This window comes from Acinetobacter sp. TY1, assembly GCF_048551395.1.
Classification (GTDB): Bacteria; Pseudomonadota; Gammaproteobacteria; order Pseudomonadales; family Moraxellaceae; genus Acinetobacter.
In genome coordinates this window covers 37,128-60,389 of the sequence record NZ_JBLYZK010000018.1, presented here as the reverse complement: position 1 = coordinate 60,389, position 23,262 = coordinate 37,128, and the positions used below count along the sequence as shown (strand labels likewise).

Here is a 23,262-nt window from a genome sequence, read left to right as displayed (position 1 = left end):
TCGGGGGTATAGTTTGGTTTTTTCATCGGGATAGTCTCTCAGAATATTGACTCTCCGACAAACCCGGTACGGTTCAAAGTTTGCACCGATGGCAGGTGGATGGCGCAAGCTCAGACAAGAAAAGCAAATGCTTGATTGGTTTGGATGTATCCCTGACTTTGTTATCACAATTGATGCTCAATATGCTTCACAGGCAAGTGATACTGACTTTTGTGCATTAATAGAACATGAATTGTATCACCTAGGTGCAAAGCGGGATGAAGATGGGAATTACTTAATAAGTCCATCAACAGGTGAATATAAGTATTACTTGCGTCCGCATGATGTGGAAGAGTTTCATGGCGTGGTTCAGCGTTACGGTGCATCCGAGTCAGTCCAAAAAATGGTAGATCTTGCAAATGATGGTCCAACAATCAGAAAGGCAAATATTGCACATGCATGTGGTACGTGTTTATTGAAGTTGGCTTAAATTTTTTTGCCTATCTTGCTATACGTAGCTATACAGAGAGGTGGTTATGGCAACCCTTAAAGAGCCTGTAAAAATCTTTATAGTTCAGTCTCTTGCTTGCCGTGATACCCCTCAAGAAGTAGCAGAGCTTGTTAAGCAAGAATATGGGCTAAAAATAGAACGCTCACAGGTAGCACTATACGACCCAACAAAAGTTGCAGGAAGAAATTTGAGTAAGAAATTCAAAGATCTTTTTGAGGAAACTCGAAAGAAATTTGATGAAGGCTTAATTGATATTCCTGTGACTCAAAAGTTCTATCGCATGCGTCAGTATCAAAAGCATCTTGAGAAAAATGCAAAAAATACCGTGATGTCGCTCAATATCATGAAACAAGCTGCACAAGATTTAGGTGGTCAGTTTACAAATCGTCAAGAACTTACAGGTAAGAATGGTGAACCATTAATGGGTGTGTCTGATACTGAGTTAGATAAGCGCATTAAAGAGGCTGAGGCTAAAGCGAGAGAATCATGACTAGAGAAGAAAAGATTGCATATCTCGCTTTACTTGAGGAGCGTAACCGTCGAAGTGATACTTATCAGTATCGTAGTTTTGGTGACAAGCTCTATCCATTTCAGCGTGAGATGATTTCAGCTTCAAAATCATATTCTCAAGTGATGCTGATGGCAGCTAACCGTGTCGGCAAAACCATGACGGGAACCTATGTCGATACGATACATGCGCTTGGTCATTACCCTGATTGGTGGGATGGGCATGTATTTAATCATGGACCTTTAATTTGGCTATTAGGCTACTCAGGTGAAAAGTGCCGAGACTTATTACAAACGCCTATATTTGGTCGTCGTGTTGAAAATAAATGGGTTGGAGGATTAATACCACCTGAATTTATTCTTGAGCATGAGTCAATGACAGGGACAACCAATGCGATGCGCTCTGTATATGTACGTCATGGTGGTGGCGGTGATGTTCAGTATCAAACCTCAAAAGTGCAATTTTGGTCATACTCGCAAGGACAACACGCTTTAATGGGTGACTCTGTTGATTGGTACCACATTGATGAAGAACCAAGAGATCAGACTATTTTCCCACAGGTCTTAACGCGAACAGCAACAGGTGATCAAGGGCAAGGTGGTCGAGGCATTTTGACGTTCACTCCTGAAAATGGTCGGACTGAGTTGGTTGTCCAATTCATGGATACACCATCCAAAGGACAATACTTGATTCGTGCAGGTTGGGATGATGTAACGCACTTGACGGAACAGACTAAAGAAACCCTTTTAGCCTCATTCCCACCGCATCAACGTGAAATGCGAACCAAGGGTATTCCAATGCTCGGTCATGGTCGTATCTATGACTTGAGTGAAGAGTTTATCACCTGTGATCCGTTTGAGATTCCTGATCATTGGATGATCATCAATGGAATGGACTTTGGTTGGGATCATCCTCAAGCTCAAGTACGACTTGCGATAGATATGGATAATCATACGATCTATGTCACACACGCATGGAAACAGCGTCAAGTTTCTCCAAATGATGCCTGGGGAGCTGTGAAGCATTGGGCGACTGATGTTCCAACTGCATGGCCTTTAGATGGTTTACAAACTGAAAAGGGCTCAGGTAAGCAGCAAAAGTCATATTACAAAGAAGCAGGTTTTAAAATGTTAGCAGAACATGCGACATGGCCTGATGGGTCGAATGGAGTTGAAGCAGGTCTATTTGAGATTCTAGACTTGATGCGCAAAGGACAATTTAAGGTGTTTCGTGGTCTGCGGGTATTTTTGGACGAGTTTTTGCAGTATCACCGAGATGATAAGGGCAAAATTGTTAAAACTCACGACGATGTTTTGGATGCAGTACGTTATGCATACATGATGCGTCGTTTTGCTGTACGTAGAGGTTTAATCGGTAAATCAAAACCCAAATCACCACCGCCACCACTTGCCATGAGGACAACATTGTCATGACCGACAACAAAGAAAAAGACGAGGATATTCTGACTCGCGTTCGTCAGCTTTGTGATGATGCACAAGACTACTGGCAAGAGAACTATAAACGTGGTGAGGAAGATCGTCGCTTTGTCACGTTGGATGATGCCCAGTGGAGTGATAAAGATCGTAATGCGCGTGAAACTGCAGGTATACCGACATTAACCATCAATAAGCTACGCACATACTGCAAACAGCAAATTAATAGTGCCAAAATGAATAAACAGCAAATTAAAGCTGAGCCTGTAGATGATGTTGCTGATCCTGCAGTAGCACGTATTTTTAACGGTTTATTGCGTGATACTGAAATTTCAAGCAGTGCTGATAATGCTTATGATGCTGCCATGGAAAACGTCGTCTACAGTGGCTTTGGTGCGATTCGTATTCATGTTGACTATGTTTCTCCTGATAGTTTTCAGCAAGAGCCGAAAATCATGTCGATTCATAACGCTGATTCTGTGTACTTTGATCCAAACTCAAAGGAGCTTGATGGCTCAGATGCACGTTATGTTGTGCTTAAAACGTGGGTGCCGAAAGAGGACATTGCAGATCAGTATGGCGATGATGCGACAACAGACTTTGAAAGTGATGCTCAAAGCACTTGGTCAAACCATGACGATAAAACGGTCTGTGTTGCTGAGTTGTTTGAGATGCAACGAGAACCCAAGACCTTATATCTATTGGTTGATGGCACAACAACATTCGAGGAGCCAATTGATAAAAACTCGATTCACGATCAACGTAAAAGCTATATTGAGAAGTGTTGGTGGTACAAACTGACAGGCTCAAAGGTGCTTGAGGATCGTGAATTTGTCGTTCCGATGTTGCCGATTGTACCTGTTTATGGCGATGTGACTTGGGATGGAGAAGATCGTTATATCTTTTCACTGATCCATTTTGCCCGTGATCCGCAGAAATTGTACAACTATTGGAAATCGTCAGAAGCACAGCAGATTGCAGAAGGTTTGCGGAAACAGTTTTTAGTGCCTGAACGTGCATCACGAGATTTGACAGAATGGGCGAATCCAAATGCATATCAAGCCTTACGTTGGAATGATGTAGACGATCAAGGTCAACCGATTGCACCACCACAGCAATTACCTGCGTTAACTGCATTATCAGGGATTTTGAATGCTGCCAATGGAGCCAAGGAAAGCATTGAGGAAATTCTTAATATGCAACCTGCAGCAATGGGTCAAAACGTCAATCAACAGTCAGGTAAGGCAATCAGTCTTCTACAACAACGAGCGGATGTCAGTCATTTTCATATTACAGATAACCTGAATAAGTCCCTGGCTCAAATTGGACGGATTTTGATTGCGATTTATCAAAAGGTGTATTCAGTCCCTTTGATTAAACGGATTACAGGTGAAGATGCCAAAACTGAGCGTGTAAAGCTGAATGAACCCACTGATCAGCAAGGTGAGGGCATTATTGATGGAATCTTGAATAATCTCACCATCGGACGCTATGACATTCGTATGACGACAGGTGCAAGCTATATCAGCCAACGGCAAGAGAATAAAGAAGCCCTGGTACAGCTATTACAGTTTGTACCGCAAATTGGTCAAGCTGCACCTGATCTACTGCTCAAAGCCTTTGATGATGGCAATATGCTTGAGGATATTGTGGAGCGTATTAAGAAATCATTGAATCCCGCATTAACGCAAGAGGGTGAAGGTGATCCACAAATACAAGCCGTATTGCAACAGTATCAACAACAGATGCAACAGCTTCAAATGCAGTTACAGCAAGCAATGGCACAGGTTGACGATAAGAATGCTGAACGTGATGCACGTTATCAAATTGCTGAGCTTCAGGCGCAAACGACTATTGAGGTTGCTCAACTCAATAATGCCGCCAAAGCTGAGATTGAGGAATTAAAAGGGGCAATCAGTATGATTCTGCAACATATGCAACCGCCTGAAGCATGGGTAGATATGGGCATACAAGATCAACCGCCACCACAACAACCACCGAATGAAGAACCGCCACTTGAGGGCGGTTTTTTAATGCCTGAACAAATGCAACAGCAACAACCATTCGTACCTGATGACGGCCAGATCGGGATTGATACGCACAATATGGCTGCACCGCAACAAGACCCCGCACTTGACGGTAATCAAGGCTTAAGTGAGTAGGACTATGGAAAACACAGAGAATCCCATCGTAGATGATGTTGATACAACAGACGGTGCTGAACAGGATCAAGAAATTGATCAGGAACAGAGTCAGCAGGTTGCGTCAGAACCGACGGATGAGCAGAAAGCAGTAGCTGATAAACAGGCTGAAGCTGAACGTGAATCCAAACGTCAAACTGCGATTGATCAACGTATTGCGAAATTGACATGGGAGAAAAACGAAGCTTTACGAACGGCTCAAACCTTACGTGAAAAATATGCATCTCAGGAACAGGTCAATTTTAAAGAACCTGATTTGTATGATTTCGAATCTGTCGATGACTACGCTAAAGCGATGTCGGAGTATCAGCATAAGAAATCTGAGCAAGAGGTTAATTCTCGTTTTGAGCAACAGCGTACTGATCAAGCACGACAAGCGCAGTCTATGCAGATTGAGTCTGCAGAAGCTGAGTTTGGAAAGACTCATCCTGATTATCTGCAAACGGTGAGTAAATTGATCAGTCTCAGTGGTGGGCAATTGCCTGAACAGCTCAGTGAAGCCGTGCTTGAGTTGGGGGCTGATGCGCCCGCGATTCTGTATGAGCTTGGCAAAGACCCGATGGATTATGTTGAGCTTTTAGGTCTACCCCCATCTTTGCAATTGATGAAACTCGGTGAAGTCCGTGCCTCACTTAAAAATAAACCGCAAGCTCCCAAAGTTCCAAATGCACCCCCTCCGGTAAATCCACCTTCAGGCAAAGCCAATGTGAAGAAGAACCCGCTTGATATGAAGGATGGGGATGCTGTGAGCTATTTAAAAAGTCTACGAAATAAAAGGTAAATAAAATATGCCAAATGTTATTAATACAGCTCAAGTTTTTGCGCAGGAAGCTGCAGCCATTATTGAAGAAAGTTGTCCATTTCTGATGGGGATTAACCGCTCTCGTGAAAAAGAGTTTGATAAAACCGTGAACGGCTATCAAGTCGGTGATGATGTCTCAATCACGATTCCAGGTATTAGCCGTATCTATGACGGTAATGTACTGGCTGAAGGTGGACAAATTGATTCATGGAAAGAGCGTAAAGTCAGTTTAAAAGTGGACAATCATGTGCATGCTGCCTTTCAGTCTTCTCATGTTGAAAATGTCTTTAAGCTTGATGCCAGTGATCCGCGTCGTCGTGATTATGTCGATCGTATTTTTAAGCCTCAGATCCAAACCTTATGCTCAACGATCGAAGCACGTTTGATTAAAAATGCGGTGATGAAAACGCCTTATTTGGTGGGTACACCAGGTACGGTACCGAACTCAATTCGTACGCTGAATCAAGCGCGAGCAAAACTACAAAAAGCGCTTGCACCTGAAGGTAATCGTAGTGGTTTGATCAGTACGGATTTGAACCTTGAATTGGTTGATACCAGTAAGGCGTTGTTCAATCCGGGCAAGCAGGTTTCAGAACAGTATCGTGAAACGAATCTTGGTCGTGCCTCAGGTGCCGATTGGGATGAAGTGATTAACCTCCCAACTTTATACAATGGTAATAAGGTGGCAGGAGTAATCATCTCAGGGGCAAGTCAAACAGGTGAGACATTGGTATTTGGTGGTCTTGCCAATGGTGATACCTTCAAAGCAGGTCAGGTCTTTACTATTGCAGGCGTATTTAAAACCCATCCATTGACGGGTGAATTGATGCGCGACCTACAACAATTTGTTGTACTTGCCGATGTCATGGCTTCTGCTGCAACAGCACAAGTATCAATCTATCCAGCATTAACGCCTGCAATGCCAAACAAGACAGTCAATGCAAGTCCTGCGAATGGTGCGGTGGTTAATTTCTATGGTGGAGCCGAGCAAGGCTTTGTGCAAAACCTATTGTTCCAAGAATCTGCATTTACTGCAGCATTTGTACCTGCAAAGATTGTAACGCCGAAAGAGTTTGGCTATTCATATTCTTCGAAAGGTGTGCGTTTTACAGTGCAAAGCGCGGGTGATTTTAAAGACCTGTCTACGGCTACCCGTATCGATTTGATGTGGGGCTTTACTCGTGTTCGTGATTTTGCTTGCCGTATCACTGAATAATTTTAATCACAATGAATGACAACATATGCCCTTTAATTGGGGCGTTGTCATTTCTGGAGTAATGAAAATGGAATATCCAAAAATGCTGTACTTGGGGTCGACCACCTCACACCAGAATGAAATTGCTCAAAATGCAGAGCATGAAGCAGAGCTACGTGAACTTGGCTTTGTGGACTTTGTTGATTTAGAAGATGAAGTCAATCAAATGATGGGCAGTGCTGTTGGGGGTGCTATTGGTGGTGCATCAAGCGAAGGCTTTAGAAATGCTTTTGTGCCTGTTGAGCAGTTTGATGCAGTTAGCGAAGACTTAGTTCAAAAAGAATTACAGCTTAGTGTTGCTCAAACTGAACGTGACCAATTCAAAGCTGAGAATGATGATTTAAAGGCTCAAATAGAGCAATTGAATCAAGTGATTGATTCCTTTCAGCCTGCCGAGCATGTTGTAGTTGAAACGGATTACAACGGACTAACGGCAGATCAACTTCGTACTTTGCTTGATGAAAAAGGCATTAAGTATTTAGCCCGTGATGATAAACCGACTTTGATTGGCTTGTTAACTCAACCTGCTAAGAAGGAATAATAACAATGAAAGTCCGTGATCTTATCCATGCCTCAGCACGTATTATCGGTATTGTTGCTTCAGGTGAAAACATGACAGATGCCGAAATGAGTGATGCTGTATCTGCTTTGAATATGTTATTGGGGCAATGGTCAGCATCACGAGACTATTTTTATCAATCACAAGGCATTGAGGTGCAACTTAAGGCAGGGCAAACGCATTATTTCGTTGATGCTCGCCTTATCTCAGAAGATGCAATACTTGATGGGCAAGACATCCGTTTGTATCGTGATACCGCATTGAATGTACCTGCAGATGCTTTGCGTTATAGACGGTTTGTAGAGGGGATTGAGGTAATTGTGGCGAATCCTCAGTCTGCAAAATTGTTTATTCATTCGTTAATCAGCCCTGAGTTTCCACTTAAAGTCACAGATGATATTTATGTGCCTGTTGAGTATGTACGAGCAATTAAATATGCATTGGCGATTGAGTTAGCACCTGAATATCAATTGCCGATTACTGCAGATGTACAGATGCAATATCAACAAGCGATGCGCATTATGCATCGAGCACAATCTACGCCAATTCCAGTAAAACCTGATCAGACATTGATGGGTATTAGTTATCGAGGTCGTTATGGTTAAGCTTCCATTGGTTGGTCCTGCATACAAATTGCGGGCTCAAAGTATGAGTTGTCAAAACTGCATTAATTGGTATCCCCAAACGATTGAATATCCTAACGGTTCACGCGTTGCTGCACTCATACCTACACCTGGACTAAAACGTATTTTTGAGGGAGATCAAGCTTCAGTACGGTGCTTGCATGTTTTGTCTAATGGAGATCTGATCGCTGTAATTGGTAAAAGGCTCTATCACAGCAAATCATCTAAATTTGAACTTGTTGAGTTGAGTCAGATTAGTGCGCTTGGTACGGTGCGTATTGCCGATAATGGTCAAGTCGCTTTGATTGTAAATGGTACATATACCTATGCATTGGATATGTTAACGCTCACGATTGAGCGATTGTCAGGCTCAACGATTCCTAGATCGACACATGTATTGTTCTTGGATGGTCGTTTTGTTCTAAATAAGTTTGGGACAGGACAGTTCTATTGGTCCAATTTGTACAGTACGAAAATAGATGCATTGTCTTATGCAACGGCTGAGTCTACACCGGACAACATCACAGCAAGCATTACCTTTAACCGAGAGCTTTGGTTATTCGGGGCACAAAGTGTAGAGCGATACTACGGTACAGGTTCAAGCAATGCACCTTTTGCTCGGTTGTCGGGTGGTGCGATGGCGTTTGGTTGTGTTGCTCCGGATAGTATTGTGTCTTTATCTACAGGTGTGATTTGGCTAGGTGTGAGCGAATTTGGTGGCCATCAAATTGTAATGAGTGCGGGCGGTGTTCCTGAGCGAATTTCGACTCATGCGATTGAAGAGGCAATCTCTGTTTATAGCAAAACAACAGATGCAATGGCTTATGCCTATCAGCAAGAGGGACATGTTTTTTATGTCATTTCGTTCCCATCTGCGAATGCAACATTTTGCTTTGATGTATCTACAGGTTTGTGGCATCAACGCTCTTTTGCCAATGCTCAAGGTTTACATGAGCGCCATCGTTCACAGCATCATGCATTTTTTAGGAATATGCATATTGTTGGCGATTATCGAAATGGTAAATTATACGATTTAGACAATCACACTTTCACAGACGATGGTGAGCTGATTTTACGTGAACGTACCGCGCAGGCAGTCAATACTGAAGGTGCATTAACGCGGTTCAATAAGTTGGAAATTGTGTGTGAAACAGGGTTTGGGGTTGAAAAGAAAGAGACTCCTGATCCTAAACCTCCTGAGCCTATTGGCTGTGAGGGTGCTATTGATTCTTGCACACTCGGATACATATCAGCTTATGGATTTTATGGCTTAGCCATTAATGGTGTAGAAATTACTGAATCTACTTCTTTTTATAACAATCAAGACGGTAGAGATTTACAAGCAATATTAAAACAGGACTTTGAAGTAGATCTAATTCCTTTTGATATTAATATGAATCCAACCACAAACTTGAATTTAATTGAAATAAGTCGCTTTAAAAATATGACAAAACAGTTTGTCAAAATTGAAATCACAATACTTGATGCAAATGATATTGATCAAGTATATGAGCCCATCAATCCTACCTTTGAGCCTTCTTCTTATACCTTTTGTTTAGCACCTGCAGAGTGAGGATTAATTATGGAACCAAAGCTAATGCTGAATTGGTCAGATGATAATGGTCATACATGGTCTGATACTCGTTTGATTCCACTTGGTAAAAAAGGTGAATATCACAAACGCATTATTGCTAGACGTTTAGGCGCAGGGCGTGATCGGGTATTTCGTATTCGCTGTTCTGAACCCATCAATATTGTGATTATCGAGGGACGCTTGGAATGAGTCAGGGCATCCCTGCACGGGACATCATTGTCGATCGGAATGGCCAGATTACAACAATCTGGCTTATTTTTTTTGAGCAGTTATATGGTTTGTACTCAAATACGAGTCAAAGTAATACAGAATCGATTGAACAAATACAAAAGATCGCTGATCAAGCTTTAGAGCTTGCACAGCAAAATAAGCATGGAAATGATCAACAACAAAAACAGATCCTATCTTTAGCGAAATCGATATCAGAACTGAAAGATCAAACTGTTTCACAAGATCAGATCAATCAACTCATGCATGCTGATGAGGATTTACAACATATCGATCAGCAACAGCAATCTGCAATTGATGCATTGAGTAAATCTTTGCAGACATTAAAGAAAGAAACAGGGAGTCAGCTTCAAGACTTAGAGCATGAAATATCAATTCTCTTTCGAAGTAGCGAGAACAATTTGAGTGATGCCCCTGAGGATGATCTGATCTATGGGCGTAAAAATGCAGAATGGGTAGAAGTTGTGGCAGTGAATTTATCACTGCCATTTTTTTTAAAGAACGGTATTCGACAAGATGTAGAGCTGAGTTCTGATTATCAACTGCCTTTTTTCTTGGCAGACGGTACTCAGCAAAATATTCAGATGGTGACAACATGAATCAGACCATACCCCTTAAAAAAAGAACTGAAGGCTTAGGTGAGTTTGAACCCAACGATGTGATTCCTATCGAACATGGTGGGACAGGAGTATCCACGCTTTTAGAGGCACAAGATCAATTAGGAATCTCGGGAAAGCTCGATAAAATTGATTTTGTTCAGCATTTCCGAGGCGTATTTAGTAGCTATTCTGCGTTAATGACTGCACTACCGACAGCTCTAGACGGAGATTATGCACATATTGATAGTGGTGCAGGGTTTGATCGTCTTGCTGCAGTGTGGGATTCATCAGATTCAAAATGGGCGATTGCGCAAGCGAATGTTGGTGCAAATACGGATGAAGTCCCTGAGGGAAGTCAGAATCTATATTTTAAAAGTCAGCGTGTCCTAGATACGCCACTCACAGGTTTGGCGGTTGTACCTGCTCATGGAATCTTAGCAACTGATGAAATATTGATGGCACTTGCAAAGTTACAGGCACAAATTAATGCGAATAGCATTAAGCCTGTGAATTGGATTGATGTCAGAACCATTGCCACATTTAATAATAAAGTTTATTTACCTGGTGTAACTCTAAAAATTGCCAATATTAATGGTGAGTTTTGGATGAAAGGTTCTTTTCAAGTTACAGCGCAGATTTCAGCCAATACCGATCCAATTTTCACGATTAATAATAAAGATTGGTTTGTTTTCGCATCAGCGGGAGCCGTCAATGTTGGTTTAGTTCAAACCTTTGATACATATGGCTCTACGTTGGCCAGTTATATTTTTGGTTTTATACAAACACAGGCGATCAACGTTTCACGTTTTTATTGTGTTCAAAGTACGCCCTCAAGCGCTGTATTTAATTTTGTACCTTTTCATATTGGTACATTATTAAATCCTGCGATTGGATTGGTATAGGAGTTAATTATGGGTTTATTAGGTTCGCTAACTGGTTCGAGTGCGGCAAATGCTGCAAAAAAAGCTGCGGCACTACAAGCGCAAGCTGCGCAACAAGCAGGCGGTATTTTAAATACGGCCTATACAAATGCAGGGCAAACACAATCTGATGCAGCGCTGAAAGGTTCAGGCATATTGAGTCAAGGTTATCTTGATTCAAATGCAAACTTAAATACTGGCTTTACCGATGCAAATAACACCTTAAATGGTGGATTGAGTTCAGCACTTGGTTATCAGCAGCCTTATGCGAACTTGGGTACACAAGCAGGTGGATTGTTATCCCAAGGCTTAGCGGATGGAAGTTTGACACGTAGTTTTGGTGCATCTGATTTTAATGCTGATCCAGGTTATGCATTTCGCAAGCAACAAGGCATGGATGGAATTGAATCGAGTGCGGTAGCAAGTGGTGGATTGCTCAGTGGTGCGACTCTTAAAGCACTGAATGGTTATAACAGTGATTTGGCATCGCAAGAGTATCAAAACGCCTATAACCGTTTCGGCAATGATCAAGCGAATGCTTTCAATCGATTATCGTCAACGACGCAAATGGGGCAAAGCGCTGCCAATAATATGAGCAACATGTCCTATAACAATGCGTCGAATATTGCCAATAATCAAACATCACTATCGCAATTGATTTCACAAGGTTTACTTGGATCTGCTCAAGCCAATGCAGGCGGTGTACTCGGCTCTGCTGATGCTTTAGCGAATGCCGGAATCAATGGTGCAACTGCTCAAGCCAATGCGTTGACGGGTGCAGCGAATGCCAATGCCAGTGGGATCGTTGGATCAGCGAATGCTCGTAGTCAGGGCTTGGGTAGCTTACTGAGCCTAGGAACATCTTTAGGTGCTATGGCTATGGGTGGCCCTGCAGGAACAGGATTACTTTCAGGGTTGTTTAATAAAAAAGGATCAGGGAATTTAATGGCGCAAGACTTTAGCAGTCCTGTGACACGAACCAATAATTATGCGGGGTAAACCATGCAACTCACACAACTTGATACTCGTGTCCCATTGTCTGCTGAAGCACCTCAGATTAATTTTAATCAGCTCACAGCAGATACTTTAGGGCTTTACGACAACATAAAACAACGTGGCCAACAAGGTATTCTATCTCGATTGCTTGCTCAAAATACCAATGCTCAAGGTGAAGTCAATTTGGGTAATGCTTTGGCAGGAGCGCGGAATCAACCTTATGCGCCTCAACTGACCGGTGTTTTGAGTTCTGCGATTCAAGCGCAGAATGTGGCAAAGGCAAAAGCGGCACAAGATGCTTTAAAGTTTAATGCTGATATCAATAAGACATATGCTGAAACAGGGAAGTTATCTCAAGAGGGTGCAGGAAAAGGTCTTGAGAATAGTGAGAAGAAGTTTGGAGCAATTAACCAAATATTTCAAACGGCAGCATTAACCGGTAACAGGGATAATGTCCGCTTGGGCTTAAATCATGCACATCGGGCGGGTTTAATTGGTCAGGAGGACTATGCAACGAATATGCAGGCACTAGATGTGATGACTGATGAAGAGGTTGCTCAATTTGCGCAAGGCGTTTCATTCAGCAATGCTAAGGATCCTTCAAGTTATCTTTTTCAAACTAAGAATAATATTGCTGATAATGCTCAATCAGATATGAATAATCAGCGTACAACACAAGCTTCTATCTACGGTACTGAAGTTGGTGCACAAACTGCAGCAAATAAATTGACTCAGGATGGAGAACAATTTAATGCTCAACAATATATAACTCAGAATAAACCCTTGGATTATTTTACTGCAGCAGATGGGACTCGTTATGCAGTTTATGCGAATGGTCAAGGCATTCCAATTTCAGATACTCAAGGTAACACGGTTAAAGTTCAACAGGGTAAATCCGAAACTTCGGTTCAGAAAATGGAGCGCTTAGAGCGAGTGGTTGGTTTAGCTGATTCGGCCAAAAGTGCCGCTGATGCATCTCAATTGGCTGCTAAATTGGCGAATGATTTGAAAGGGTTGAATAGTACTGCCGGTGGATTTGGAATTTTAGCAAAGATTCCTGGTACACCTCAGCGTACTTATTCTTCGCAAATAGAAACATTGCAGTCGCAAGTTTTTTTAAATCAAATTACCAAAATGAAAGGAATGGGGGCTTTGACCGATGCAGAAGGCCAACGTTTAGCTACGTCAATTGCGAATCTAGATAAAGGTTTAGAGCCTCATCAGTTACAAGCTAACTTAACTGAGATTGCGAAAGTTATGTCAACTGCAGCAGTCAAGGCGAGCAAGTTATCAAAAATTTATTCAGGTGGAGCAGGTAATAAAGATACGGGAAACTCAAGTCAGGAGAGTAATAGTTTTAGTTATTTTGATGATTAAAAATTATGCTATATTTTCCCATCACGAGGGGACTGCTATGTTTAAAACAATTATTTCATGGTGTTTAAGTGTAATTATTATTTTGCTTTTTACATGGTTTTTAACATGGTTACACGATGTTTTGGGTGGTAGTGTTTTTTGGATTATTTTATTGATATTCGTGGTTGAAAGAGCTGTGAATAGAAATACTGAAAAGATTAAATCACTGAGTCAGAGAAATAGTGATCTTGAAGATAAAATTACTGCTCTTTCGTGGGAAATACATGATTTAAAAAATAAGGATTAAGCAAAAGCCACCTTCGGGTGGTTTTTTTCTGCCTGGAAAAAAAGTATGAACAGACAGCAACTCGAACAATATAGTCGAAATCCACACGTTCAAAAAATGTTAAACCTCATTGCTGCTTCTGAAGGGGTGAAGCATGGATACAACACACTGTTTGGTAATCAGCGCATCAATAATCTTAATGCACATCCAAACATGCGAAAGGCATTTAAGCAAACGGATGGTGAGACGAATTACACCACGGCTGCAGGCCGTTACCAATTTATAAATCCGACATGGATCAAGTTGGCACAGCAATATGGTTTTAAAGATTTCTCTGCAAAAAATCAGGACCTCGGTGCGATTGCCCTGATTGCTCAGAGGGGAGCATTGAACGATGTAGCGAATGGTAACTATAAATCAGCCATTGGTAAATTAGGCAAAGAATGGGCTTCTCTACCTACCTCTACCTACGCTCAAGGTAAACGCTCTTGGGATTTTGTGAATAAGCAATTGGGGCAAGATGTAGGTCATCAGGCTGCACAAGTTATGCAACCTCAATTTGTAGATTTAAAAACACTTGGGTATAAGGGGCGATCTCCTGTGGCACAACCATCTTTTGTTGATTTACAGAAATTAGGCTATCAAGAAAAACCTACTCAAGCTAGCCAACCTAAGTTTGTGGATTTAAAAGCACTTGGATATGAGGGGTAATTTATGTCAGCAGAACAGGCGAAAGCATTTATTGATAATGAGAGAAAAGCAGGCATATCTGATATTAAGATTTTTTTGAAAATGCAGGATCATCCTGTGTTTTCAAAAGGAATTAAAAGGGCTAATGACGCTGGGCTAAATAATCGTCAGTTTGCTCAACAAATCGGTTTAAAAATTGCAGGTCCACAATCTAATGATACTGATCAGCAAATAAAAACCGAAATCAAAAATCAAGCGAAAAAATCAGGTAAAACGAAGGCATGGGAATCTGCACTCCTTGGCGCTTCTGACCTGGGCGCGGGTGTTGTTCAAGGATTTACTTATGCTGCAGATGGCATTAATAAAGGCGTAAATAAGGCGCTAGGTACAAATTTAGATACCGAATCTTACGACCGTTTTACCAAACAACGTAAAGATATTGAAGATTTCCATAACGCACGTCGTGAAGCAAACGGGCAAGGTTTTGATGGATGGCGTATGGCTGGTCAAGTTGCTGCAACCGCGCCAATGGCTGCACTTGGTAAAGGGTATCAAGGTATTAATGTTGTATCTAAAGCAGGTGCAGGCGTTGCTGCACAAAATGCTGCAGTTGGTGCTGTAATTGGTGCGTCAGGTTTTGCAAAAGATTCGGATGCTCGACTTATGCATACAACCTTTGGTGGCGTAGGTGGAGCGGTTGGTGGTGCGATAGGTGAAAAAATTGGGCAAGGGGTTGTTAAAGCGACTCAAACGCTAAAGAACCAATCCTCTCGTTTTTCTACAACCCAAACCAATCAGTTATTGCAGTCGATCGATAACAAGCTAGATGAGGCATTACAACAACAGGGTATGACACTTGGGGAGCTTTCAGACGATATGGTTAAAGGTATGCGAACGGAAGCGCTTAAAGCTATTAGAGCGGGCGGTTCTATTAATCCAACTGCTGTTGCACGTAAAGTAGTGCTCAATCGTCTCGGTTTAAAAGGTACAAGGGCACAGATATCTGGCGATGCCAAGCAATGGCAGCAAGAAGCTGAACTTGCGAAAATTCAAGGTGCGGGGGAACCCTTACGCAATAAATTTATTGATGATAATTCTCAACTCAGAAAGCTATTGGATGATTTTTCTGACTCTACCAATGGGTCATCTACGGATCGTTATGGAGCTATGGATAATGCTCTAAATTCTATTGATGGTTTGCTTGCACAGAATAAGACTTATGTACGCGAAGCATATGCTGCAGCTCGGAATGCACCAGGTAATGATATAAAGCTTGATGGTCAGGGTTTTGCAAACGATGCATTCAGTGCATTGGATCAGAACTATGCGGCATCAAGTCTACCAGGGAATGTGCAGAAAATTATTAAAGATATTAATGATCATCCAGATATGTTTACGCTTGGGAAATCTGAAGAGTTTATTAAAATTTTAAATAGAGAGCACAAAGCTAGTTTGATGAATGGTCAGCCGACCAGTGCGACACATGCAGTTGGTCTTGTTCGGGATGCATTGAATAAGCGTCAGGATGAGGCGATGGAAGGCTTGATTTCAAATGGGAACGATGCTGCATCACTTTATCAGTTTGCGCGTAAAGCGAATAGTTTTAATGCTCAGCAAATAGAATCAATGCCCTTGTTGAAAGATGCAGTAAAGGGTGTTGAGCCAGATAAATTGTTTAATAAGCACATTTTAGGTGGAAATATTGCTGAGTTGAGTAAAACAGTTCAGTTGCTTAAGAACGTCAATCCGCAGGCAGTAAATGATATCAAGCAACAATTTGTTGAGCATATCAGCAGTAAATCAATTAATGGTAATGGTCAATTTAGTCCCGCAGGAATGAAAAAAGCTTTAGATGCTGTGGGGGATAGACGTTTATTAACGATGTTTTCCCTCAAAGAGCTTTCACACCTAAAAGACATTGGTAAAGCGGCTGATTATATGGTTACTCAACCTCCGCATTCCTATGTGAATAACTCGAATACATCTTCCGCTTTAGCAAATCACTTTATGAATTTATTAAAGTTACCAGGAGCTAGAGTTCTATTGAGTTCAGTTAAAGATGTTCCCGATAGTATTGCTGTGTCCAATGCTTTAAAAGGGGGAGGTATTACGAGTACCAACAAGACTTTACCAAATCAAGGTGAGCAATCACTCATTGATAGATTAACTCAAGCAGGCGTTATAACAGGCGCGAATCTACCAAACCAATAATCACCCTAAGGTGGTTTTTTATTTTAAGGGGATTATATGTCCGCATATCCACTTACGCCTATACGTTATCGGGCTTTCGATAAAAATGGAGAACCTTTGATTGGTGGTCAGGTTTTTACGTATGAAGCAGGCGGGACAACAGATGAGAAAGATACATACTCTGATAAAGGGATGCAGAATTTTAATACGTGGCCTGTAACTCTTGATGATATGGGTAGCGCTTCGATCTATATCTCAGGTGATTATTTTATTCAGGTTTTTGATGCAGATGGCAACTTGATTGAAGAAGCTGACGGTATTGCTGATGCTGAATCAGTGGCACAAGCGCTACTCGATGGAAGCTCAGGCGGTGCATCTGATCTCGCTCAACGTGTAAGTGATCTTGAGACGGCACGAGATGAGCATACTGATCAGATTAATGAACTGAATGACACGGTTATAGATCTACAAGAACAAATCACGAAGGAGGTTAAAACAGATCGCGATGCTGCAATTAAAACGGCAGTAGATACGCTTAAAACAGCATTAACTGAAGAGTTTGAAACTCAATTGGCGGATGTGATTCTTAAATTTAACGAAGCCTTGGAGAATGTCAAAATCAAAGTCGGTGGAGTTTATATCTCGACTGAATCAACGAATCCCGCAACAACGCTTGGATACGGAACATGGCAATTAACCTCAAAAGGTAAAGCGCTAGTAGGGTATTCAGATGTTGCGAATGATCCAAATTGGACAAAAACCGTGGGGAGTACTTTCGGGGCTTACGACCATACCTTAACGCTTGAAGAGATTCCTGAACATGATCATAAAGGCGTTGTAAAGGCATCAAATCAATCGTATTCGGGAGGTAATGGCTCTCGTTTTACATCGGATGGCACTACAGATAAAGCAGGTGGAGGGCAGGCACATAACAATGTACAGCCATCCATGGTATTCGCCATTTGGAAAAGAACAGCATAAGCACCGAAAGGTGCTTTTTTTATTGTTAATCAATAGGAATGATAGATCATTCCTGATGTATTGAAAAACCTTAAGGAGAGTATCAAGATGAATTTTTAAAAAAATGTTTAAATTATTTGATGTGTGAAAAATTAATATTTTGAAGTATAAATGGATATTACTTCATAAAAACGAGACATTAAAATGCCCCTTATTACAGTTCTTTTTGTTGCTGGATTTGGACCAATTACGAAAATAGATCAAGAAAGCAAGTCTCTGTATCTAGATACATTACAACTTCCAATCAAAGCCATGCAAGGGAATGAATCTTACATGAGCACTGAGGATGGTGAGTTGGATGGTGTGAAGCATTTTGCACTTTGGCCCTTAGCTCAGGCTGCTGAGTCTTGTTTTGGTGTAAAAGAATGGCCTGCTGAGTTTAGTATTCCTCAGAGTTGGATTGAGTTTGAGGTTGAAAATATTGCTGAAGCTTCGGCCGAATTGCTTTCTAGAGGGTATCAATTACTTGTAAATAATCGTTTAGAGCCTTGGGGGCAATCAGTTACACGATTTCTAAGTCCTGAAGGTATATTGACTGGGTTAACAGTAACGCCTTGGCTACATTCCTCCAATAAGGAATAACGACTCATCAATTTTATAAACCGCCGAAAGGCGGTTTTTTATTGCATAAGGAAAATATATGAACGATCCAATTTCTATCAAAGGCTTGCCATGGCTTTTTAAAATTATGGCTGCGGTGATTGGGGCTATATTTGCCCTCACTTTATCGGGAGATATTGATACTCAGGGACGCATTAAAATCACGATGGGCGTGATTATGAAGTTTACTTTTAGTGTGGCCATTAGCCTTTATGGTGGATCGGCATTCATTGAGTATTATGACCTAAGCCATTACTCACATATGTCACAGGGTTTTGTGATGTTGATTTTTGCCATCTTTGGGATGCTGTGCATTGGTATTGCTTACCAATCAGTTCGATTACTAAAAGGTAAATCCTTTATGGAAATTATTACCGAAATTAAAGAAGCTTTTGGAGCGATATTTAAATGAAAGCAATATTTGATTATTTACGAAAAATTAGCGGTGGTTCACTCACTCAGAAGCAAGTTGATGCTACAGATCAGCTGATTGCCACTGCTTCAGATGCGGTGGCTGATATGCTCGGTATTGCGATTGATAATGTGATGCAAGTAAGTACGGAAGGTGTTGCTTTAATCTGTTGTTTTGAGGGTTTAAAACTCAAAGCGTACGATGATGGTGTTGGCATATGGACCATCGGATTTGGTACTACGATTTATCCAAATGGTATCAAGGTTAAAAAAGGGGATACTTGCACCGAAGCTCAAGCCAAAGTGTACATAGCGCATGATTTAAAGACATTTGAATCTGCTGTAAATAGTGGGGTGACTGTGCCGATTAATCAGAATCAGTTTGATGCATTGGTATCGCTCACTTATAACATTGGTACAGGTGCTTTTATAGAATCTACGTTGCTTAAAAAATTGAATCTTGGTGATTTTAAAGCTGCAGCTACTCAGTTTGCTGTTTGGAATAAGGGTGGTGGCAAGGTAATGCAGGGTCTTGTTAATCGTCGTGCTGAAGAGCGAAAGTTATTTGAGAAAGCCCTTTAAAAGGTTTTTTTTGCATAAGAGACTTTATGTGAGATAAAGACACTTATTATTTCTTCAAAAAAACCGCTTATTGGGCGGTTTTTTATTAAATATTTGCTAATTAGTAATATTTAAAACAGTGAAATTTGGCGGTTGATATATGATTTGCGTATGGGAAAAAATCATCATTCCCGAAATTAAAAACATTAATACTGTTATTACAGAATTATATAATCGCATTCATTACTTATCAGAATTACTAGATCAACATATTAGCGTTACTTTGTTGTGTTTACAATAAAAATTTGATTTTATTACATTTTTTATTGAGATATCTTTTTTATAAGTTTAATGAATATATATATAAGAAAACTTGATTTTTTATATTTTTAGTGTATAGTCACCTTAGCTAGAAAAAAGTCTTGTCCCGGTAAATTTTCTTTAAGTGTCGCAGTTTTAGTCATAATTCTTCGTTTTTTCAGATTTTAAGTCGTTTCTTTATTATTTTCAAAGTTATACCCAGTCAGTAAAATGATTAAAAAATTATTAAAAAATTAGTAGGATATATTATGTCAAACTCAAATGTTGTTAAAGGTACTGTAAAGTGGTTCAACGAAACTAAAGGTTTCGGTTTCATTCAACAAGAATCAGGTCCAGACGTTTTTGCTCATTTCAGCGAAATTGCAAGTTCAGGTTTTAAAACCTTACTTGAAGGCCAAATGGTTGAATTTAGTGTAGCTCAAGGTCAAAAAGGACCGAATGCTGTAAATATTGTTGCTATCTAAGCAATAATAGGCAGTAATAAAAAAGCACTGACAAGTGCTTTTTTATACTTTAATTTTTTTCAAAAATTGAAAAACATCTAAAATATAGGATACAAGTTGTTAAAAATAAATGATTTAATTGCAAAATCTAAAAATGGTACTGAAATTATTGTTTCGTTAATTCCCCTCAATAAAATGCAAAATACACGTCAAGGTTTTAAACAAATTGAAGTCGGTAAAAGAGTTCTGCTTGAGTCTGGAATCGAAGTTGATTTAAATTTAGATGGTCGTACATTTTACACCTCTCCAAATCAGTTATTTAAATTAAATCATAAAGTTATTTAGATATAAAATGAAAATAAATTAATAACTTAGATTTTTTCCATTACATTTTTATTAAAGGTATATATATATGCTTAAGCACAGTCTAAGTGTGAAAGATCAGTTTGGGGTTAAACACGCTATTCAAGCAACAGTAGATCATCTCTTTGCTAACACGCAATCTCATTCGAATATAAAACATATCACCGTTGATGGTGAGGATATTCGACCAAGTTTTGAAATGTTTTTTCAAAGTACATTGAGTGGAAAAATATTTAAAATTGTATAAATAATCGTAATTTTTTCGCTGTTCGTGCTATTTAGGATTTTGGCTATAAAGTAAAAGATATTCATGATGCTTGTGTAGCTCTAAACTTAAAATTTAATGGCATTAAGATATCTGGTAGCCATGTCTAGGCATTATAAAAATCTGCTTTTGAATTTATAAATGATTAAGTTATATCAACTTATACAAAATACTTGATATTTATCCATAATTTTAACACATGACTATATTTCAACTTGATACCTGGCTTTTATATCTTTTAAGTAGTGTAAATGCTATTTCAATCAAATCTAGAATGCGGTCACATGTAGATTAATAATTGTGATATCCCCGAGCTTTCTTGACATACTTTTTGTGAGTTTGTATAAAAGAATGTTTGTTCTTTGTAATTTTATATTTTAAATACAATAAGATAGAGATAGGTCATGTATGTTTTAACTATATGCATTATGTATATGTAGTACTCAAACATTTATTAATTTGAATCAAGAGGGAATAACAATATGACTAATCATAATGAAATCGATCGCCATGTAGTTAAAGAGCTACCAAAAGATCAACGTGATGAATTAAATGCCGATCCAATTACAGGTGAACCTGGTGCACATCCTGTTGGTACAGGTTTAGGTGCTGTTGGTGGTGCTGCTACAGGTGCAGCTGTAGGTACTGTTGCTGGTCCTATTGGTACTTTAGTAGGTGGCGCTATTGGTGCGGTTGTTGGTGGATTGGCTGGTAAAGGCGTAGCAGAAGCAGTAAATCCTACTGAGGAAGAAGCATATTGGCGTGGCGTAGCACACAGTACCCCTTATTATCTTGATACATTAAATGCTTACGATGATCTTACTTATGATCGGGATTACCGACCAGCTTACCATTTAGGTTATACAGGTCGTGCAGAATATCCAAATGGAACACGATTTGAAGATGCAGAAAATGACTTGAAATTAAAATGGGAAAAAGTGAAAGGTACTTCACGCCTGAATTGGGAACAAGCAAGGTATGCCGTTCTTGATGCATGGGAAAGAGTTAATGGTTGATTTTAAATCAGGAAACTAAAGGAACATCATGTTCCTTTAGTTTCTTAAACTTAGTGCATGATATTAAAATACAAAAAAATATGATAATGATCATCTAGTTTGTTTCATAAACATTTCACCATATTTGAGAGTGTGTTCGATGTAGAAGTAGAGCCATGTTTTCATATTTAATCCTTCCAACTATCAACAATATCAGCCCAATCTTGAAGCATCTTTCTTCGGTCATCGAGCCATCTAGCGTGGTTGTAGGACGCACGTGTTTTATTGTCATCAGCATGCGCTAACTGCTTTTCAATCCAATCTTCTTCATATCCCTTTTCATAAAGCAGTGTTGAAGCAGTCGCTCTAAAATCATGGGCAGTCACATCCCCCAACCCAATATAGTCAAGCATCCTATTAAGAGTCGTCGCAGATAGCATTCCTCCTTTATATACAGAAGGAAATACATATTCACGATTAGCTGTAAGTTGAAATTGTTCCTGAAGTAACACATAGAGCTGAGTAGACATTGGCACAATGTGAATACGGTTTTTCTTAGTTGTACGAGTTTGCCCGGTCTTTTTTGACGATACAGGGAATGTGATTATTTTGTCTTCAAAGTCAACAAATGACCATTGCATACGTCTAATTTCAATTGTTCGTAGCATTGAGTAGAGCATTGCTAGACCGGCATTTTTAACTGTATTTGAACCACCGTAGCTTTCTAATTTATTTCTGAGCATTCTTGCTTCATATTTTTCAAGCGGTCGGGCATGCTCAACATCAGGGCGTTCAATTGCATCTTTTACAGCGTAAGTTGGGTCGTAATCAGCCCGAAGCGTAGCAATTGCATATCTCATAACAGCACCGATAAACTTCCGATTATCGATTGCTGTGACTTCACCGGTTCCAAAGTTCTTCTGTTTTTTCACACGCTTGATAGTGTTCTTCATGATTTGAAGTACATCTGCGGAAGTAACGTCTTTTACATCTTTATTGCCGATAATTTTTAGGATGTCTTTCTCTAAAGAAGTTTGAAATCTATTCTGATGTCGTTCAGATCGGTTCGCAAGCTTCTCTTGTTTGTATTCTTGAGCGACATTTTTGAATAAGTTGCTTGAACTTAAGTTGAGTTCTAGCGTGAGCTTTTCTTTTCGCTTTTCTTCAAGTGGATTTAGATTCTGATCAAGCAGTACTTTTGCTTCATCTCTCTTTTTTCGTGCATCAGCTAAAGAGACAATAGGGTACTCACCCAAACCCATCATTAGTGTTTTTTTTAACCATTGAAAGCGATACCGCCAAAACTTTTTCCCATTTGGTCGGACTTCAATATATAGACCTGCTGCATCAATAAAACGTGTGATTTTTTCAGTAGGCTTAAGAGTTCTTATTTTTGAATCACTTAGCATTGATATTGAGTACCGATTTAAAAAAATAAGTGGTACTCAAGATAGTACTCAATTTTAGTGATTTTGCACAGTTTGTTTTAATTTACTTAGGTTTGCTAACTTACTTATTTTTATAATTTTATATACTTGTGAATTTTGTTAGGT

The 23,262-nt window shown here is 40.0% G+C and carries 25 protein-coding genes and 1 pseudogene; 25 read left to right on the top strand and 1 reads right to left on the bottom strand.

The window, feature by feature from the left end:
* Window positions 1-82: 82 nt before the first annotated feature.
* The 25 genes and pseudogenes from ACK2M2_RS11235 to ACK2M2_RS11115 form a co-directional block, all read left to right on the top strand.
* A pseudogene (locus ACK2M2_RS11235) lies at window positions 83-469 on the top strand (putative metallopeptidase); the annotation flags it as partial.
* Between the two features lie 46 nt (window positions 470-515).
* The gene (locus tag ACK2M2_RS11230; RefSeq protein ID WP_419348447.1) at window positions 516-980 is read left to right on the top strand and encodes a DUF2280 domain-containing protein; all 465 of its coding nucleotides are present in this window, start codon (window positions 516-518) and stop codon (window positions 978-980) included.
* Entirely contained in the window at window positions 977-2,431 is a 1,455-nt protein-coding gene (locus ACK2M2_RS11225) for a terminase large subunit domain-containing protein (RefSeq protein ID WP_419348444.1), read from the top strand. Before ACK2M2_RS11230 ends, ACK2M2_RS11225 begins: the two co-directional genes overlap by 4 nt.
* Window positions 2,428-4,593 (top strand): portal protein, encoded by a 2,166-nt coding sequence (locus ACK2M2_RS11220; RefSeq protein ID WP_419348442.1) that lies wholly within the window; start codon window positions 2,428-2,430, stop codon window positions 4,591-4,593. Before ACK2M2_RS11225 ends, ACK2M2_RS11220 begins: the two co-directional genes overlap by 4 nt.
* 4 nt (window positions 4,594-4,597) lie before the next feature.
* Entirely contained in the window at window positions 4,598-5,413 is an 816-nt protein-coding gene (locus ACK2M2_RS11215; RefSeq protein WP_419348439.1) for a hypothetical protein, read from the top strand.
* A 7-nt stretch (window positions 5,414-5,420) separates the two neighbouring features.
* Window positions 5,421-6,650 (top strand): P22 phage major capsid protein family protein, encoded by a 1,230-nt coding sequence (locus ACK2M2_RS11210; protein ID WP_419348436.1) that lies wholly within the window; start codon window positions 5,421-5,423, stop codon window positions 6,648-6,650.
* 67 nt (window positions 6,651-6,717) lie between these two features.
* Window positions 6,718-7,230, top strand: coding sequence for a hypothetical protein (locus ACK2M2_RS11205; RefSeq protein ID WP_419348434.1), 513 nt, complete (start codon window positions 6,718-6,720; stop codon window positions 7,228-7,230).
* A 5-nt stretch (window positions 7,231-7,235) separates the two neighbouring features.
* Window positions 7,236-7,853: a hypothetical protein gene (locus ACK2M2_RS11200; RefSeq protein ID WP_419348432.1), complete on the top strand. Its 618-nt coding sequence runs from the start codon at window positions 7,236-7,238 to the stop codon at window positions 7,851-7,853.
* A complete protein-coding gene (locus ACK2M2_RS11195; protein WP_419348429.1) occupies window positions 7,846-9,444 on the top strand; it encodes a hypothetical protein in 1,599 nt (532 codons plus the stop codon). Before ACK2M2_RS11200 ends, ACK2M2_RS11195 begins: the two co-directional genes overlap by 8 nt.
* Before the next feature lie 9 nt (window positions 9,445-9,453).
* Window positions 9,454-9,654, top strand: coding sequence for a hypothetical protein (locus tag ACK2M2_RS11190; RefSeq protein WP_419348427.1), 201 nt, complete (start codon window positions 9,454-9,456; stop codon window positions 9,652-9,654).
* Window positions 9,651-10,292, top strand: a complete 642-nt coding sequence (locus ACK2M2_RS11185) for a hypothetical protein (RefSeq protein ID WP_419348425.1) — start codon at window positions 9,651-9,653, stop codon at window positions 10,290-10,292. The genes ACK2M2_RS11190 and ACK2M2_RS11185 overlap by 4 nt, the downstream gene beginning before the upstream one ends.
* Window positions 10,289-11,194 (top strand): hypothetical protein, encoded by a 906-nt coding sequence (locus ACK2M2_RS11180; RefSeq protein ID WP_419348423.1) that lies wholly within the window; start codon window positions 10,289-10,291, stop codon window positions 11,192-11,194. The genes ACK2M2_RS11185 and ACK2M2_RS11180 overlap by 4 nt, the downstream gene beginning before the upstream one ends.
* 9 nt (window positions 11,195-11,203) lie before the next feature.
* Entirely contained in the window at window positions 11,204-12,211 is a 1,008-nt protein-coding gene (locus ACK2M2_RS11175; protein ID WP_419348421.1) for a hypothetical protein, read from the top strand.
* Between the two features lie 3 nt (window positions 12,212-12,214).
* Window positions 12,215-13,585 carry a hypothetical protein gene (locus ACK2M2_RS11170; protein WP_419348418.1) on the top strand — a complete coding sequence of 457 codons (1,371 nt, stop codon included), beginning with the start codon at window positions 12,215-12,217 and terminating at the stop codon, window positions 13,583-13,585.
* A gap of 37 nt (window positions 13,586-13,622) precedes the next feature.
* The gene (locus ACK2M2_RS11165) at window positions 13,623-13,871 is read left to right on the top strand and encodes a hypothetical protein (protein ID WP_419348416.1); all 249 of its coding nucleotides are present in this window, start codon (window positions 13,623-13,625) and stop codon (window positions 13,869-13,871) included.
* A gap of 45 nt (window positions 13,872-13,916) precedes the next feature.
* Window positions 13,917-14,561 carry a glycoside hydrolase family 104 protein gene (locus ACK2M2_RS11160; RefSeq protein ID WP_419348414.1) on the top strand — a complete coding sequence of 215 codons (645 nt, stop codon included), beginning with the start codon at window positions 13,917-13,919 and terminating at the stop codon, window positions 14,559-14,561.
* 3 nt (window positions 14,562-14,564) lie between these two features.
* Window positions 14,565-16,751, top strand: coding sequence for a hypothetical protein (locus tag ACK2M2_RS11155; protein ID WP_419348412.1), 2,187 nt, complete (start codon window positions 14,565-14,567; stop codon window positions 16,749-16,751).
* Window positions 16,752-16,787: 36 nt separating this feature from the next.
* Window positions 16,788-17,711, top strand: a complete 924-nt coding sequence (locus tag ACK2M2_RS11150) for a phage baseplate protein (protein WP_419348409.1) — start codon at window positions 16,788-16,790, stop codon at window positions 17,709-17,711.
* A gap of 183 nt (window positions 17,712-17,894) precedes the next feature.
* Complete coding sequence (locus ACK2M2_RS11145) at window positions 17,895-18,332, top strand: glyoxalase (RefSeq protein WP_419348408.1); 438 nt, start codon at window positions 17,895-17,897, stop codon at window positions 18,330-18,332.
* A gap of 58 nt (window positions 18,333-18,390) precedes the next feature.
* Window positions 18,391-18,762: a hypothetical protein gene (locus ACK2M2_RS11140; RefSeq protein ID WP_419348406.1), complete on the top strand. Its 372-nt coding sequence runs from the start codon at window positions 18,391-18,393 to the stop codon at window positions 18,760-18,762.
* Complete coding sequence (locus ACK2M2_RS11135) at window positions 18,759-19,343, top strand: lysozyme (RefSeq protein WP_419348403.1); 585 nt, start codon at window positions 18,759-18,761, stop codon at window positions 19,341-19,343. The genes ACK2M2_RS11140 and ACK2M2_RS11135 overlap by 4 nt, the downstream gene beginning before the upstream one ends.
* 548 nt (window positions 19,344-19,891) lie before the next feature.
* Window positions 19,892-20,107, top strand: a complete 216-nt coding sequence (locus ACK2M2_RS11130; RefSeq protein WP_004649268.1) for a cold-shock protein — start codon at window positions 19,892-19,894, stop codon at window positions 20,105-20,107.
* A 96-nt stretch (window positions 20,108-20,203) separates the two neighbouring features.
* Window positions 20,204-20,431: a hypothetical protein gene (locus ACK2M2_RS11125; RefSeq protein WP_419348400.1), complete on the top strand. Its 228-nt coding sequence runs from the start codon at window positions 20,204-20,206 to the stop codon at window positions 20,429-20,431.
* 67 nt (window positions 20,432-20,498) lie between these two features.
* Window positions 20,499-20,696: a hypothetical protein gene (locus tag ACK2M2_RS11120; protein WP_419348397.1), complete on the top strand. Its 198-nt coding sequence runs from the start codon at window positions 20,499-20,501 to the stop codon at window positions 20,694-20,696.
* Window positions 20,697-21,196: 500 nt separating this feature from the next.
* Window positions 21,197-21,730 (top strand): hypothetical protein, encoded by a 534-nt coding sequence (locus ACK2M2_RS11115; RefSeq protein WP_419348396.1) that lies wholly within the window; start codon window positions 21,197-21,199, stop codon window positions 21,728-21,730.
* 167 nt (window positions 21,731-21,897) lie between these two features.
* On the opposite strand, the gene ACK2M2_RS11110 is transcribed toward ACK2M2_RS11115, so the two are convergent.
* The gene (locus tag ACK2M2_RS11110; RefSeq protein ID WP_419348395.1) at window positions 21,898-23,118 is read right to left on the bottom strand and encodes a tyrosine-type recombinase/integrase; all 1,221 of its coding nucleotides are present in this window, start codon (window positions 23,116-23,118) and stop codon (window positions 21,898-21,900) included.
* Window positions 23,119-23,262 lie beyond the last annotated feature (144 nt).